Annotated in this window: 15 protein-coding genes; 8 read left to right on the forward strand and 7 right to left on the reverse strand. The window is 44.5% G+C overall.

The features are described from left to right. Window positions 1–318: 318 nt before the first annotated feature. The 3 genes from B1A98_RS15060 to B1A98_RS15070 are packed head-to-tail and all read left to right on the forward strand — an operon-like array spanning window position 319 to window position 2,092. Window positions 319–1,131, forward strand: a complete 813-nt coding sequence (locus B1A98_RS15060; RefSeq protein WP_041098849.1) for a lipid II flippase Amj family protein — start codon at window positions 319–321, stop codon at window positions 1,129–1,131. A 43-nt stretch (window positions 1,132–1,174) separates the two neighbouring features. Beyond that, window positions 1,175–1,624 (forward strand): SRPBCC family protein, encoded by a 450-nt coding sequence (locus tag B1A98_RS15065; RefSeq protein ID WP_063386174.1) that lies wholly within the window; start codon window positions 1,175–1,177, stop codon window positions 1,622–1,624. 39 nt (window positions 1,625–1,663) lie between these two features. Next, window positions 1,664–2,092, forward strand: a complete 429-nt coding sequence (locus B1A98_RS15070) for a hypothetical protein (RefSeq protein WP_063386173.1) — start codon at window positions 1,664–1,666, stop codon at window positions 2,090–2,092. 299 nt (window positions 2,093–2,391) lie between these two features. On the opposite strand, the gene pdxR is transcribed toward B1A98_RS15070, so the two are convergent. Then, window positions 2,392–3,747 carry a MocR-like pyridoxine biosynthesis transcription factor PdxR gene (gene pdxR / locus B1A98_RS15075; RefSeq protein ID WP_063386172.1) on the reverse strand — a complete coding sequence of 452 codons (1,356 nt, stop codon included), beginning with the start codon at window positions 3,745–3,747 and terminating at the stop codon, window positions 2,392–2,394. A 91-nt stretch (window positions 3,748–3,838) separates the two neighbouring features. Here pdxR and B1A98_RS15080 point away from each other — a divergent pair, with 91 nt between their 5' ends. After that, window positions 3,839–4,408 carry a GNAT family N-acetyltransferase gene (locus B1A98_RS15080; RefSeq protein ID WP_063386171.1) on the forward strand — a complete coding sequence of 190 codons (570 nt, stop codon included), beginning with the start codon at window positions 3,839–3,841 and terminating at the stop codon, window positions 4,406–4,408. A 205-nt stretch (window positions 4,409–4,613) separates the two neighbouring features. Here the strand turns inward: B1A98_RS15080 and B1A98_RS15085 are convergent, their stop codons facing one another. After that, the gene (locus tag B1A98_RS15085) at window positions 4,614–5,318 is read right to left on the reverse strand and encodes an ABC transporter permease (protein WP_063386170.1); all 705 of its coding nucleotides are present in this window, start codon (window positions 5,316–5,318) and stop codon (window positions 4,614–4,616) included. A 458-nt stretch (window positions 5,319–5,776) separates the two neighbouring features. On the opposite strand from B1A98_RS15085, the gene B1A98_RS20285 reads away from it, so the two are divergent. Beyond that, complete coding sequence (locus B1A98_RS20285) at window positions 5,777–5,956, forward strand: hypothetical protein (RefSeq protein ID WP_125474397.1); 180 nt, start codon at window positions 5,777–5,779, stop codon at window positions 5,954–5,956. 301 nt (window positions 5,957–6,257) lie between these two features. Here the strand turns inward: B1A98_RS20285 and B1A98_RS15095 are convergent, their stop codons facing one another. Further along, window positions 6,258–6,908, reverse strand: a complete 651-nt coding sequence (locus B1A98_RS15095; protein WP_041114149.1) for a YczE/YyaS/YitT family protein — start codon at window positions 6,906–6,908, stop codon at window positions 6,258–6,260. Window positions 6,909–7,240: 332 nt separating this feature from the next. Between B1A98_RS15095 and B1A98_RS15100 the strand changes: the two genes are divergently transcribed. Beyond that, on the forward strand, window positions 7,241–8,662 hold the full coding sequence (locus B1A98_RS15100; RefSeq protein ID WP_041098834.1) for a YfcC family protein: 1,422 nt from the start codon (window positions 7,241–7,243) through the stop codon (window positions 8,660–8,662). Window positions 8,663–8,757: 95 nt separating this feature from the next. Beyond that, a complete protein-coding gene (locus tag B1A98_RS15105; protein WP_063386168.1) occupies window positions 8,758–9,621 on the forward strand; it encodes an AraC family transcriptional regulator in 864 nt (287 codons plus the stop codon). A gap of 119 nt (window positions 9,622–9,740) precedes the next feature. Here the strand turns inward: B1A98_RS15105 and B1A98_RS15110 are convergent, their stop codons facing one another. Both B1A98_RS15110 and B1A98_RS15115 read right to left on the reverse strand, forming a co-directional pair. Then, window positions 9,741–9,995 carry a hypothetical protein gene (locus B1A98_RS15110; RefSeq protein ID WP_063386167.1) on the reverse strand — a complete coding sequence of 85 codons (255 nt, stop codon included), beginning with the start codon at window positions 9,993–9,995 and terminating at the stop codon, window positions 9,741–9,743. A 102-nt stretch (window positions 9,996–10,097) separates the two neighbouring features. Continuing rightward, window positions 10,098–11,225: a serine hydrolase gene (locus tag B1A98_RS15115; RefSeq protein WP_063386166.1), complete on the reverse strand. Its 1,128-nt coding sequence runs from the start codon at window positions 11,223–11,225 to the stop codon at window positions 10,098–10,100. A 118-nt stretch (window positions 11,226–11,343) separates the two neighbouring features. On the opposite strand from B1A98_RS15115, the gene B1A98_RS15120 reads away from it, so the two are divergent. Further along, window positions 11,344–12,015, forward strand: coding sequence for an HAD family hydrolase (locus tag B1A98_RS15120; protein ID WP_370511075.1), 672 nt, complete (start codon window positions 11,344–11,346; stop codon window positions 12,013–12,015). A 33-nt stretch (window positions 12,016–12,048) separates the two neighbouring features. On the opposite strand, the gene kdpC is transcribed toward B1A98_RS15120, so the two are convergent. Continuing rightward, on the reverse strand, window positions 12,049–12,690 hold the full coding sequence (gene kdpC / locus B1A98_RS15125) for a potassium-transporting ATPase subunit KdpC (protein WP_063386178.1): 642 nt from the start codon (window positions 12,688–12,690) through the stop codon (window positions 12,049–12,051). A 15-nt stretch (window positions 12,691–12,705) separates the two neighbouring features. Next, the gene (kdpB, locus tag B1A98_RS15130) at window positions 12,706–14,772 is read right to left on the reverse strand and encodes a potassium-transporting ATPase subunit KdpB (protein WP_063386165.1); all 2,067 of its coding nucleotides are present in this window, start codon (window positions 14,770–14,772) and stop codon (window positions 12,706–12,708) included. Window positions 14,773–14,786 lie beyond the last annotated feature (14 nt).

Raw genomic sequence — 14,786 nt, forward strand, 5'->3', positions numbered from 1 at the left:
AAAACGTATCATGATTTATCATTTGTATTCGAGAAAAGAAAATGGACTCCTTCTTAAATTCCTAATTGTAAAAATTAGACATGCGGAAAGTCAGTAACATATTGAAAAACAGGGATTATATTACATTCTAATGTCAGTTTCTTTAAGAAGTTGACTTATAATACAAAGTTGTTATATTTCCCTTCCTAAAAGCGGGATGAAAGGAAAAATATGAAGGGATACAATGTTATAATTCTCAATATTTGTTATAATTACCCAATAATGAAAGAAGATAGATAAATAATTTTTATTTCGTTAGAAGGAAGAGTGAATAAAACGATGGCCATTCTTACAGGAAAGCTAGTTATAATTTCATTGTTTTTAGTCATTGTTACAGCCATTGAAACGTTAGCTTACTCCACTCGGTTATCCGGGGCGAGAATCGGACTGATTGCTTCAGCTCTGTCCCTGTTCAGCACGATGATTATCGTGTCCAGATTTTCTACGATGTTTCAGCAGGCGCTGACAGGAAAGCTGCTCTCAGCCGCCCCGGCTGCTCACAAGCTGGAATTCATTGAGAGTCAGTATCGTGTATTGATTGGTGTGACATCGTTAGGCGTATTGATTGGCATCTTTTTGTTTCCTACTTTCATCGCTATTTTTTCCCGGGCGATTATTCAGCTGGTGGATGAAAAAGGGTCAATGGTCAGCTTGGCAAGAAAGTGGTGCAATATAAGAGGATTGAAAAAGGCTATCCGCTATCTGCGTCTGCCGCGACTGTCTTATTTGGAGGGCATTACGCTGCGCAATTTTCCGAAAAGGATGTTTTGTATCAACATCGCCATTACGGCGGTGTATACAGTAGGTGTTTTATCTTCTCTTTATGCCTCTTTGCTGACGCCGGAAAATGCTGCGGCCGCTATTATGTCTTCCGGGATCATTAATGGCATGGCGACAATTTTGCTGACTTTGTTTATCGATCCGAAAGCATCTGTATTGGCAGACCGCGTCGTTAGAAAAGAACAGCGTTATGCCAATCTGAAAAGCTACTCCGTGGCAATGATAGGATCTAAATTTGTAGGAACAGTGGTCGCACAGCTTATTTTTATCCCGTGTGCGTATTATGTAGCCTGGTTTTCTGAATGGCTTTGAAAGCGGAGAAGACGGCTGATTTCCGGAAAAGGAGCTTGCTTTTATGCCGGTAATTGAACATCAATTATGGATTAAGGCCCCAATCGAGGTCTGCTTTGACTTGGCAAGACATGTAGATATTCATGCTCAAACAGTATCAAAAACAAAGGAACGAGCGGTTGGAGGAGTAACGGAAGGGCTGTTGGAAGCGGGCGACACGGTAACATGGGAGGCGGTGCATTTCGGCATTAGGCAAAGGCTGACAGCCCAAATAACAGAGATGCAAAAGCCTTATCGGTTTGTTGACATTATGGTGAAAGGGGCGTTTCGTTCGTTCACGCATGTTCATGAGTTTAGAGAAGAGACCGGAGGCACAGTGATGATCGACCGGTTTGACTACCGTGCACCGTTCGGTCTGCTTGGTGTAATCGCCGATAAATGGTTTTTAGAAAATTATATGAGACAGTTTATTGCTTCGAAGGCCATCGAGTTAAAAAAGATAGCGGAAGCTTAAAGGCTGGTGAAGAGGATAAAGAGTAGAGGGGGCTGCAGGATGAGAAAACGGATGTTTCATAGTTGGTGGCTTCTATTGTTTATGTGGGTGCTTGCCGGATGCAATGCCGATCAAAGGCAAGGCTTCTTATTTAAAGGAGAAGGGGACAACTGGCAGACAGAGATATATACCGGCCAGACAACAGAGTCCCCGGAAAAAGGGAAGGACCCCTACATGCATGTAAAATTTAAAGGCAGCCACCCTAAAGAAGTAAAAGAGTTAATGTATGAGGCAGAAGCAGAGGAAGGGGCTTTTAGTGCAGGGGACATCGTTTTAGACGAACAAGGAGAGGAATCTCTTTCTGCGGAGGGCATTAAGCAAATCGGGGCCTCAGCAGCAGATCAATTAACAGTCACTATTAGCTGGGTGGAACAGGGCAAAGAACAGCAAGAAGTGATCGTGTTGGAGAAACAAGCCGCGCCTAATTGAACAAACAGAGATGAAGAGGATCATTTTTATGAAACATGGGTAGGAGAAAAGCAAGATTTGAAAAAGTGGACAACAGCGGCTGGAATAAAGGAAGGATGCGGGCTGCACACCTTAAAGAGAAAGTGAAGATTTTTCTGGTGACTAGTGGGTGAACATCACACAAGCGAAAATAAACAGGCTGGATAAATGATAAAAGAGCAAGGATAGTAAGGAACGCATGGTTCCTCACTATCCTTTTTGGTTGCCGCCCTTACTTATTTTTCAACCTGCCGGCCAAGGAAATCGCAAACGGATGGAACTTATAAAATCTCAGCCAATTTCTTGATCCCTTGCTCAATCTCATCCAAGCTGGGTTCTCCATATCCGAGCATAATCTGATGGGCTGGTTTTTGGCGTTCATACAAAACAGAAACCCGATCCAGCAGGATGCCGTGTTGCTCCGCTTTGGCTATGACAGCATCTTCTGTCAGACCATTTGGCAGCTCCAGCACAACATGTAATCCGGCCTCTTCTCCTTTCACTTGAAAGTCCGGCCCTAAATAGCTTTTTATGCTCTCCAACAGGCGGGCTCGTTTCTTGCGGTAAAGCACCCGCATTTTGGCGACATGCTTACTATATAAATCTTCCCTCATAAATTCCGCTAACGTTTGTTGATCTACTTTAGAAACCGTCGATTTCGAGTGCTTATTAAATTCCTCAAAGGGCTGAACGAAGTGAACGGGCAATACGATGTAGCTGATCCTTAAAGAAGGGATTAGCGTTTTAGAGAATGTGCCAAAATAAATCACATGCTGAAGGCGGTCAAGATTGGCCAATGTTGGAATGGGATGACCGGTATAGCGGAATTCTGAATCATAATCGTCTTCTATGATCACGCTTTGATTCTGTTTAGCCCAGTTCAGCAGCTCGATCCTTCTTTGAATGGGCATTATTTGTCCATTTGGGAACTGATGTGCCGGGGTGGTATAAAGACAGCTTAAAGGACATTCCGGCACTTGGCACCCGTTTTCATCTATGGGTATAAGCTGGTAGGGGCGTTCAAGCTGCTGAAGGATGGACTTCGCCCTGATAAAGCCCGGCTCTTCCATCCCCATTGTTCCGTTCTTGAAAAACAATATACAATTCATGAACTGTTGTTGAAAGCCGCTAAAGATAAATATTTGCTGTTCACTGCAGCTTAATCCTCTGGCCGTCGCCAAATATTGAGCAATGGCACGGCGCAGAGACTCCTCCCCTTGCCATGGAGCATTTTGAGGGGAGAGACACTTTAGTGTTTCGCGATAAATGGGCAGCCACTGCTTATAGGGAAAGCTTTGAGCATCTACTTGTCCATTTTTAAAGTTATAGGCAGGTATAAATGCTTGTTGCTTGGCCGGCAGCTCTCCGGTGAGGGATTCCTTTTCATGCCATTCCTCTAAAAGAGCAGCCACAAAATAACCTTGTCTCTCTATTGAGTAAATATATCCTTCACTGGCCAATTGATCGTATGCTTGCTGAACAGTGATGACACTTACATTTAATTGAGCAGCTAATGTTCTTTTCGCAGGCAGCTGTGTATCTGTTTGAAGAGTGCCTATGAGAATCTCCTGCCGGATGCTTTCATAAATTTGAATGAACTTGGGCTTTCCAGCAGAAAAGCGTACTTCTAATTCCATGTTTATACTCCTTGGTATTATAAATTTGGGCATTTCTGATACTATTCATAGTATCAGAAATCGTCTTAAATAGTCACAAGGAGGGAGACAAATGAAGAAATTAGAACATACCATCGTTTCACTTATGCCGCTGGAATGGGAACATATAGACGGAATTCATGCCGCTGCTCAACACGCGAATATCTGGAAGCATATGTCCGTTGACTTAACATCTAAAGAAGCCTGCCGCCAGTATGTGAAGGATGCCCTAAAAAAACGTGAGCAGGGCACGGATTTTGCCTTTGTTGTTTTTCATCATGAAACAAAGCAAATCATTGGCTGCACCTGGTTTTTAGATCTTCAACCGGTTCATAAACGGGTAGAGATCGGCTCAACATGGCTGAACCCAGATTATTGGCGCACGCCTGTTAACACACACTGTAAGTGGCTGCTGTTACAATACTGCTTTGAAGAACGGGGTTATCACCGCGTCCAAATTAAAACGGGGCATTTAAATGAACGTTCCCAGCGAGCGATTGAACGCATCGGCGGTGTAAAGGAAGGGGTTTTGCGCAACCATATGATTCAGCGGAATGGCAGCATCCGCCACACAGTTGTATACAGTATCACACGAGAAGATTGGCCGAAAATCAAGCGGCTGTTTCTGGAGCAGTTGTTATAAATAAAAGCTTGTTTCTGAAAAGGCGGCGCTTGCTGAATAGATGATGTACATGAAAACAGCCTAAATAAAAGCGGCACACCTGTCCTTAAATAGTAGATAGATGTGCCGCTTTTATCTATTAATGACACGGGCTATTAGTTCGTCAGGCCGCTGTCCGATCGTCCAATTAGATAAGAGCTGTACGCTTAAAAAATTTTAACTATCACTAGGCTGCGTCGATTCTATCGACTTTATAATAGGAGAGATAGCCGATGAACAGCCCGAATAAACAAAGGGCGACCGGTACGCCGATGAACTGAAACAAACTAACTTGGCTGTTTCCGTCAGAAACCGTTGAGTTGATCACAAGTCCAATTAAAACAGCGGAAGTGATAGTCGCAGAAGTCGATTTCTTTCTCATGCCGAAAAACAAAGGAATAAAGCTGATTCCTGCAACCATAAAGGCGCTGATTAGAACAGATGGAGCTGTAGCGATCATGTCGCTGGCATGGACAGGCGCATCAAAAAAATGAATCATTGGGTTCAAGAAGAAAATCAATAAGCTGAGGACCAATGTGGCCAATAAGATGCTGAAGAAACAAAATATAAAGACCACCGCTAATTTGGCTTTCATGATTTTCTTGCGCTCAATTGGATAGCTAAACAGCAGCTGCATCGTCTTGCTTCTGTATTCATCGATCACTAAGCGTGATAACAGAACAGCAGAAAAGATAATGAAGGTGACTCGAATTAAAATATTCGTTAACAACATAAGGTCGTCATAATTTGAAAACATTTCCTCATTTTCTGCTTTCGCCCCCCATGCCATTAAGCCAACAGCTGCAAAAATTCCTGCAATACAAAAGAACAATCCTTTAAAATACCTCGACAGTTGGTGCTTTTTCCACTCTAATTTCATTAATTTCAGCACGGATTCTCACTCCATTTAACAAATTTGGGGTAAGTGGACGGCACGTTTAGAGCGGAAGCCCGTTCTCTATCCCTGTCCACTGTATGTATTGATTATACGGAACAAACCTCTCCTTTTTCTTACACAAACCTTAAAAATTTCTTAAGCGAAACCATTTGCCAGCTGACTGCTGCACTAGTCAGTGAATGAAGAGGCTTCTAATGATCATTAGCCTTTGGCTCATTTTCTCTTCTGTAGGTCCTTCGAACAATGAATAATCTTTCTTTTGTAATATTTTACTATTTTTTCCAAAAATGCAGTTTAATAGATGTTGATGAAGGTAACTGTAGTAGATCCTGCTAATTTTGATTCTTTCTTCTAGTAAGAGTGAGGATTCAGGATTAAACATTTTAGAATGGAATAAAGACTTACAAATCAAACATCAAAAAAACTTAAAATTTCCCTATGTAGAGGCCTTTGTGAGAAATAATAAGTTATATATCATTGGTTCATTAGATCATGGAAGCGGCAATTCAGGCACAATAGGCGAATTTGATATTAAAAAAGATTATAAAAAAGTAGCGCAATTAATGATACCTTATGCTAAAAACAGGGATTTATGGATTGCCGGTGGGGAAATGCTGCCCAAAGATTTCTAATCAACTTGTTTTCCCGCAGGGCTTAGGGGCGGTTTTCGCTATGTATATAAAAAAGCGATTGGCGATTGAAGTACAGCCTGTGCATGGGAACAGTTGATTTCTAGCAACAGCGTGTCAGTCGCCCGCTGGTTCTTGTTTTAAAATTGATGCAGGTATGCTTGCTTTGGCAGGGGGCGGGAATTCCCTGGATTATGATGAGCCTGAAGAGGCAGGCTATTCTTTTCAATTAAACAAAACTGAGAAAGGGGTTCGGATCAGGTTGTCCAAACCCCTCTTATTGACCAGCTGAGAGATCCTTTTTTCATGAAAGGAGATCTTTTTTGGCTGCAAATAGGCTAGGGTCTTTTTTGATCAGCCCGTTCAGCCATGCCTGACACGCCGGCAAAGTAGCTTGAATGATTTTTCCCAAGAAAAAAGCGATAATAATCGTGCCAATGCCGACTGGTCCCCCCAGCAGCCAGCCTAAAATAAAGACGGTGATCTCCATGCCATTTCGCACATAGGCAATGCTCCAGCCGGTTTTCTCAACGATCAGTAGCATTAAACTGTCCCGCGGTCCCGCTCCGAGATCAGCAGACACATATAAACTGATGCCGAAGCCTAATATAAAAACGCCAGCCATGAAAAATACTAGCTGCACTAAAAATGTTTCTGGCGCCGGCAGCAGCGCATTGAAGAGATCAATAAAGAGACCGAGCAAAAGCATATTCACAATAGCCCCAATTTTCGGCGGCGTCTTTGTCCCTATCCATGTCGAAAGAATAATGATGACGCCGGCAAGGATGGACCAAGTGCCGATCGTTAATCCCAGCTGCTTGTATAATCCGTAATGAAACACGTCCCAAGGTCCGATGCCCAGCACTTTTCCTTTAATTGTTAAAGAGATGCCAAAAGCCAGTACAATCAAACCCAAAATAAAAAAAGTCCACCGCAAGCGATATTCCCGGCGCATACGCACCCTCCATTCCTATCAAACTGCTTAGTTAGTATTCTGAAATAACGTCCCCATCCACTTTAGCATAGACCATTCATTAGTTTAAGAAGTTTTTTAAGAAGGCCCATTTGCATTGTGAACGCGGTCCGGCCCGTTCAGTGCTTTTTTGCTTTAGAGATCAGGGGAGACGCAACAGCCCCTGGATTGGTTGGCTGCTTATTTGCCTAAAATGACATGAAGAATATTCCTTTATAAACACACATTGACATTTGAAGAATTTTCAGTATATTATGAACGAAGTCGACTTAGCGTCTTATTAGCGACACCTTATTTTCAGGGGAGGAACATGAATGGAACAACGAGCAACCACTTTACAGGTCAATGAGGAAAGGAAAAAGAGAATACCGCATACCTATGCCATTATTTTTACCATTATTATTCTCGCAGCGATTGCTACTTACCTCATTCCGGCGGGACAGTTTGAAAGAGTAGAACAGGGCGAGCAAACGGTTGTGGTGCCGGGCAGCTACGAAAAGGTAGACAGTGATCCTGTCAGCTTTTTTGAAATCTTCAAGTCTATTCCTGAAGGGATGACAAAAGGTTCAACGATTATCTTTTATATCTTTTTGGTAGGAGGGGCCTTTGGAATTCTTCGGGAAACCGGAACCATTGAGGCAGGAATACATAAAGCCGTTGTTAAATTAGAAAACAATGAAAAATTGCTGATTCCGATCACGATGATTTTATTTTCGTTTGCCGGAGCTACAACGGGGATGGCAGAGGAAAGCATTATCTTCGTTCCGATCGGCATCGCCATTGCCAGAGCATTGGGCTACGATGCCATTACGGGGACAGCCATGATCAGCTTGGGAGCTGCGAGCGGTTTTATCGGCGGAATGATGAATCCCTTTACAGTCGGCGTAGCCCAATCCATTGCTGAAGTCAAAATGTTCAGCGGGATCGGCTTCCGTTTTTGCGTGTACTTATTCGTTTTATCTTTGGCTATTTTTTATGTGATGCGCTATGCGGCCAAGGTGAAAAAAGATCCGGCGCAGAGTCTAGTTTATGACATTGAATTAAAAGAAAAAGAGAGAAAGAGCCATCGTGCAGGCGAAGAATTTCAAGATTTTACGATGCGTCATGGGCTTGTGCTGCTCATTCTTGTTTCAGGGCTTGCCTTTAACATGTATGGGGTATTCAAGCTGAAATGGTATATTCCTGAGTTAACCGCCTCTTTTCTTATTATTGGATTTGCTTCAGGGATAGCGGGCGGCCTTCGCCTGAACCGGATGTTTGATTCTTTTGTGGACGGCATGAAGCTTGTGGCGTTTGGCGCGCTCATTGTCGGGTTTGCCCGGGCTATTTTAGTTGTATTAGAAAACGGGCTGATTATTGATACGATTATTCAATCTTTATCGTCCCTCATCGGTTCGCTTCCGGATGCATTGAACGCTGTGGGGATGTTTGTGGTGCAAGTGGTGATTAATTTCTTCATCCCGTCTGGAAGCGGCCAGGCAGCTACAACCATGCCGATTATGACGCCGCTTGCCGATTTGTTAGGCATCGAACGCCAGGTGGCTGTCCTTGCGTTTCAGTATGGGGATGGCATTACCAATTCGATTATTCCGACATCTGCCGCCTTAATGGGCTACTTGGCTGTCGCCGGCATTCCTTATGAGCGCTGGGTTAAATTTATTTGGAAGCTGATTGCCGGATGGCTGCTGATAGCGGCTATCGCGCTTATCGCCGCTGTGATCATTGGCGTGAAGTAAACTATAAGCAGCCGGCGGGCTGTTCAAAGAAAGCACAAAATGACAGGATGGCTCCCAAAAGTTTAGATAGGATACAAGTACGGGAGGATGATTTGATGGGATGGATAGAGTCGATACAAAAGGCCATTGAATATATTGAGGATCATATAACAGACGACCTGTCCATTGAACAAATTGCCAAAGAGGCGAATGCGTCTGTGTTTCATTTTCAGCGAACGTTTTCGATCCTGACAAATATGTCTATTGGGGAATATAGTCGAAAAAGGCGCTTAACCCTGGCCGCTAAAGAATTGCAAGACAGCGGGATTAAAGTGATCGATATTGCATTAAAGTATGGCTACGACACACCGGAAGCGTTCGCGAAAGCTTTTCGCAAGCAGCATGGCATTGCACCGAGCGATGTCCGGAAAGGAAACGTATCCCTCAAATCATACAACCGCCTAACGATTCAAGTGACTTTGAAGGGAGTGGATCCGATGAAGTACAAACTGATTGAAAAAGAAAGCTTTCAAGTGGCTGGTGTGAAGCGGACGTATTCAACCGCCATTAATGAGCAAAACAAGCTCATTCCCCGATTTTGGGAGGATGTGCATGCAGACGGCACAAATGATCGATTGGCCGCAGTGACGAACGGGGAGATAGAAGGGATTCTCGGTGTTTGTGTGGCGGGGAAAGAGGCGGATTGCAGCCAGATGATTGATTATTGGATTGCCGCATCGTTTCAAGGAGACGCGCCGGAAGGCTTAGATATCCTGAATATCCCTGCTTCGAAATGGGCGGTGTTTGAAGTGCATGGTCCGATGCCAGCCGCCATGCAGAATGCTTGGAAACAGATTTTCTCGGAATGGTTTCCATCTCATTCCTATAGGCATGCGGGAACGCCCGAGTTTGAATATTATCCGCATGAAGATCCTTATCAGCCTGACGCCTATTCAGAGATCTGGATTCCGATTAAGTAATACAAAACACCAGTGCGGCTTTCGCACTGGTGTTTTATGGTTTGATGTTTTCTTCTCTGAAGAGTTCCGTATAAGCAGCAGGGAAATGATCGATTAGTTGCCCGGACTCCTGCTTTTGTTTAGGCAAACGAATGGCGGATGTAAAGGTTGAAAATATACCCTCCGATTGAGGCGACACTGAAAGTGAGCACAGCGATGGCTAATAATGCCTCATTCCTTCCCTTGTGCGTTAATCCGAAAATAAGGGCTGTTACCATTCCCGACAGGAAAAGCATCATCCAATAAGGACTAAACGGAGCTCCAAGATCGAGGATGAAAGAGGAGAGGAAGAAAGCTTCCGTTAATAAAAACAGAAGCAAAATCACTTTTTTCATGTCAGCACCTTCTTCTTTTTGTTAAACATGAAATCAATAGTAATTCTGAAATATAAAAAGTCTCATGAGCGGCGGCTTTGTATTTCCATAGGTTGAAAATTTTTAGCGGCTGCAGGCAAGTTCTTTTTTGACATAGGTGCGAAAGGCAGGGTCTGTTAAGAGTTTCAGCTGGAAGCCGTTTATATTGCGAGACAGCTTGGCTTGTTCAAGCGGCGTCAAGCCATCGGCAAAAAAAGCAAGCTCGGTTTGATTGTTTTGCTTATCGGTTGCATACATAGCCATCGTCAAAACAAAAGCGGTAGATCCTCCTTTTTGCCCCGCATGACAGAGCCATTTCTGATGATCTGGATTCTTCATTAATTGTTCCATCACAGGGTCCAGGCAGCGATGGACTTGCTGATCGAAAAATGTTTTTTTGTTTAATTTTTCCATGATGGATACATAGTCTGCCGTCGTTGAACGTGGAAGACGGTCGGACCAAACCTTTTGAAATTCCCTATCCAAGAGGTTTCTTGTTCGCTCTTTTTCCTTTTCGATTGGGGGGCGGTCCAGCCATTTCTGGTGGATTTGGAGTGCCCGCTGGCGATATTCAGTGATATCCATCTTTTTCATAGCGTGCAATGCTTCTTCTTTGGACAAGCCTTGCTCAGCCATCAATTGAGCAGGCACGAAGAGAGCACTGACGATGGGATAAAGCGGCTCATGACGGGAAAGCGTTAAGCTTTCAAGAACCTTGTTAATTACTGGCAGGCCGAGCGCGTTCATTAAATATTCGGTATTTGCATTGGAGCTGTAGGCGATCATTCCTTTGGCTACTTCACATAAAGGAACGCTGTCCCTTTCGTTTTCCTTTGTCCATTGGGCCATCCATGCTTCATGGGCGCCGCCGTCTGTTTTCGGCACATAAAACCTTTCTAGTTCCGCGAACGGCACTTGCTGCTGCGGATCAATCTTTCCCTTTGCCGCTTGCTGGGCATAGGCGATAGCTACAATAATTTTCACTGTGCTGGCTAAAGGAAGCGGCTGATGAACATTTACAGCGGCCCACTCTTCCTGATTGCGCCTGATGAATAAGGAAATCATTCTTGTTTTTGATTTCTCTTTCGTCAGTTGTACAATGTATGCGGGGTCTAGCGCGTTCCTTTCTCTATGAAACATCCACACACCAGCAGCAGCTATTCCGCCTAAAATCATGATGATACCTAGGGAGATCCATAATACAGCCTTCAAGTTAACACTTCCTTATTTTCACTTATCTGTGCGTACGCTTGAAAAGCTGGAAGGTTTCATTTCGTGTAATTTTTTTCAATTTTTGTTATAATTTATCGATAAACCAATATAGGGGGCGGTGTATTTGGCGCGAGCGATTATTTTTGATATGGATGGCACGCTATTTCAAACCGATAAGATTCTTGAACATTCGTTAGAGGCAACCTTTGGTGAGCTGCGAAGCAAAGGCTTGTGGACAGGAAAAGCACCCATTGAAACATACCGTGACAAGATGGGAGCCTCTTTGCCGGAGGTTTGGCAAGCTTTATTGCCCCACCATGCAGATAGTGTGAGGGCTCAAGCGAATGACGTTTTTCATGAACGGTTGATTGAAAGCATTTTAGCAGGGGAGGGGGCTCTTTATCCCCATGTAAAGGAGACGTTTGAGCAAATTTCTCAACAATTTGCCTTGTATATTGCCAGCAATGGACAGACCGAGTATTTAGCGGCTATCGTCCGTTATTACGGCCTAGACCGCTGGATCCAGCGCACGTACAGTATACAAGAAATCAACAGCGGAAATAAGTCGGCATTAGTGGGAAAGATCAAACAAAATCACGGAATCACAGAAGGAATGGTAGTAGGCGACCGGTTATCTGATATTCAGGCGGCGAAGGACAATGGTTTTATATCCATCGGCTGCCGGTTTGATTTTGCCCAAGAGCAAGAATTGGCGCAGGCCGATTTCATTATTGAAGACCTTTCTGAATTAGTAAGCTATTTGCGGTCTTGTTCCTCGCTGTCCATATAACGAAAAGGAGCGGGCACAGTCCGCTCCTTTTCGCTAATTTTGTTCCTTCATTTTCTTAAGTATGTCAATATTAGCCTTTAAGACATTTACCTTGTCTTCTCCAAACAGACCCAGTGTGCGCGACTCTGTATGGTTCTTTACAATTTTGTTTACCTCTTCGATAGAAAGGCTGCTTGCTTTGGCGACACGATGGATTTGAATGCCGGCGGCTTTTAGGCTGATGTGAGGATCTAGCCCGGAGCCGGAGGCGGTCAGTAAATCGGCCGGAATGTCTTGACGCTTGACTGTTGGATTGGCGGTTAAAAAGGACTCGATATCCGCTTCGATTCTTTTTTTCAATTCCGGATTAGACGGCGCATAGTTAAAGGTTCCGGAGCTGACGCCGCTGTAGCGGACTTCTCCGTTTGCATCCGCGACGGCATCCTGTTGTGTATAGATATTATAATTGATGGCGGATACACGGCCGGTGAAATAGTAGGGAGCCGTGAAAGCTTGCCCTACTTTCTCCGAGCCAACCGCTTTTTCCTCTACTTTGATCAGGCTGCCATTTGCCTTGTAAGGAAATAACCCTTGAGCCAAGCCCGTGACTGCAAAAGGGTAAAGCAGACCGCATAAAACAAACATGATACATGATACTCCGAGCGCCTGTTTGCCGTTTCTGAACCATTCTTTCATCATTCACTTTTCCTCCTATAAACCAATCATGGGTAAAATGGGACTCAGGATCATATCAATCAGCTTAATCCCGATAAAAGGCGTGATCATGCCGCCAAGCCCGTAAATAAGCAAGTTTTTGTTTAATAGCTTAGACGCGCTCATTGGCTCGTAGTTAACCCCTTTTATGGCAACTGGGATGAGCAGCGGAATAATCACCGCATTAAAAAGCAAGGCAGCGAGGATCGCGCTCGTTGGCGAAGCGAGATTCATGACATTTAAGGCAGCCATTTCCGGTATAGCAGCCATGAGCATGGCCGGAATAATAGCAAAGTACTTAGCGACATCATTAGAGATGCTAAAGGTGGTTAAAGCCCCGCGTGTCATGAGCAGCTTCTTTCCTATTTCTACGATCTCTATGATTTTTGTTGGGTTTGAGTCTAAGTCAACCATATTCGCTGCTTCCTTCGCCGCATTTGTTCCGGAGTTCATTGCCAGTCCGACATTGGCTTGGGCAAGAGCAGGCGCATCATTTGTGCCATCACCCGTCATGGCCACAATTTTTCCAAGTGCTTGTTCTTCTTTGATGACCTGAATCTTGTCTTCTGGCTTGCTCTCTGCAATAAAGCCGTCCACGCCTGCCTCTTTAGCAATGGCCGCTGCTGTCAGCGGGTTATCACCTGTGCACATAATTGTTTTGATGCCCATGGCGCGAAGCTGCTCAAACCGCTCTTTTAATCCTGACTTTACTACGTCCTTCAAATAAATAACTCCTAAGATCCGGCTGTTTTTGGCCACTACTAAAGGAGTGCCTCCAGCCGAGGATACTTGATGGACGAGCTTTTCTAAGTCCTCAGGGAGTGGATAGCCTGCTTTCAGGCTCTCATTTTTGATCGTATCGTAAGCGCCTTTGCGAACAGTGGTGCCATCCGGCATAGTCAATCCGCTCATCCGTGTCTGAGCGGTAAAAGGAATGTGCTCGCTGGACTGAATGATCGTTTCTTTATCGGAAGCATCGACGCCTAATTTCTGTGCAAGGGACAGGATCGATTTCCCTTCCGGCGTGTCATCTGTCAAAGAGCTCAGCCAGGCTGCCCGTATCAGCTCTTTCTGATGAACATGCTGAACAGGGAAAAACTCAGAGGCCATGCGGTTCCCATAGGTGATCGTCCCGGTTTTATCCAAAATAAGGGTATCGACATCCCCGCAGGCCTCTACTGCTCTGCCAGACATAGCAATCACATTAAATTGTGTGACACGGTCCATTCCTGCAATGCCGATTGCTGACAACAAACCGCCGATCGTTGTCGGAATTAAGCAGACCGTCAGTGCAATGAAGGTAGCGATTGGAATATGCACCTTTAAGAAAATAGTCATTGGATACAGGGTAACGACGACCAGTACAAAGACAATAGTTAAGCTTACTAGCAAGGTGTTCAGCGCAATTTCGTTCGGTGTTTTTTTGCGGCTGGCGCCTTCAATTAATGAAATCATTTTGTCTAAGAATGATTCACCAGGCAAGGACGTGATTTTAATCTTCAGCCAATCGCTTGTTACGGTCGTTCCGCCTGTGACCGAAGAAAAATCACCTCCGCGTTCTTTCACGACAGGGGCCGATTCGCCGGTGATGGCCGATTCGTCGACTGTCGCAATGCCGTCAACTACTTCGCCGTCATTCGGAATCACTTCGCCGGCATAAACAAGAACGATCTCTCCCTTTGTCAGTTCATGAGCTTCCTTCATCACCTCTGATCCGTCAGCGAGCAGAACACGTGCCTGTGTGACCGTTTTTGTTTTCTTTAGCGTTTGGACTTGCGCTTTTCCCCGCCCTTCCGCAATGGACTCGGCAAAATTAGAAAATAAAATGGTCACAAAGAGGATAGCGGCGACAATAGCGTTATAAAGCCGGTCATGCGGCCCGGCTTCAGTCCCCAGTATAGTCGGAGAAACTGTCAGCAGCAGAACGAGCAGAAAGCCGATTTCCACAACGAACATGACCGGGTTTTTCATCATATATAAAGGATTGAGTTTTTTGGCAGCCCCGAGGATAGAGCCTTTCATCATGTCCATCGTAATGAAACTTTTTTTCGGTGTGGTTTCCATCATTGCGTCTCCTT

Source organism: Pseudobacillus badius, assembly GCF_002189605.1.
Classification (GTDB): domain Bacteria; phylum Bacillota; class Bacilli; order Bacillales; family Domibacillaceae; genus Pseudobacillus; species Pseudobacillus badius.

Excerpts from the sequence above, each read along its gene's own strand:
- B1A98_RS15060 (WP_041098849.1), top strand. The coding sequence starts at position 319 with ATGGCCATTCTTACAGGAAAGCTAGTTATAATTTCATTGTTTTTAGTC.
- B1A98_RS15065 (WP_063386174.1), top strand. The coding sequence starts at position 1,175 with ATGCCGGTAATTGAACATCAATTATGGATTAAGGCCCCAATCGAGGTC.
- B1A98_RS15070 (WP_063386173.1), top strand. The coding sequence starts at position 1,664 with ATGAGAAAACGGATGTTTCATAGTTGGTGGCTTCTATTGTTTATGTGG.
- pdxR (WP_063386172.1), bottom strand. The coding sequence starts at position 3,747 with ATGGAATTAGAAGTACGCTTTTCTGCTGGAAAGCCCAAGTTCATTCAA.
- B1A98_RS15080 (WP_063386171.1), top strand. The coding sequence starts at position 3,839 with ATGAAGAAATTAGAACATACCATCGTTTCACTTATGCCGCTGGAATGG.
- B1A98_RS15095 (WP_041114149.1), bottom strand. The coding sequence starts at position 6,908 with ATGCGCCGGGAATATCGCTTGCGGTGGACTTTTTTTATTTTGGGTTTG.
- B1A98_RS15100 (WP_041098834.1), top strand. The coding sequence starts at position 7,241 with ATGGAACAACGAGCAACCACTTTACAGGTCAATGAGGAAAGGAAAAAG.
- B1A98_RS15105 (WP_063386168.1), top strand. The coding sequence starts at position 8,758 with ATGGGATGGATAGAGTCGATACAAAAGGCCATTGAATATATTGAGGAT.
- B1A98_RS15110 (WP_063386167.1), bottom strand. The coding sequence starts at position 9,995 with ATGAAAAAAGTGATTTTGCTTCTGTTTTTATTAACGGAAGCTTTCTTC.
- kdpC (WP_063386178.1), bottom strand. The coding sequence starts at position 12,690 with ATGAAAGAATGGTTCAGAAACGGCAAACAGGCGCTCGGAGTATCATGT.
- kdpB (WP_063386165.1), bottom strand. The coding sequence starts at position 14,772 with ATGGAAACCACACCGAAAAAAAGTTTCATTACGATGGACATGATGAAA.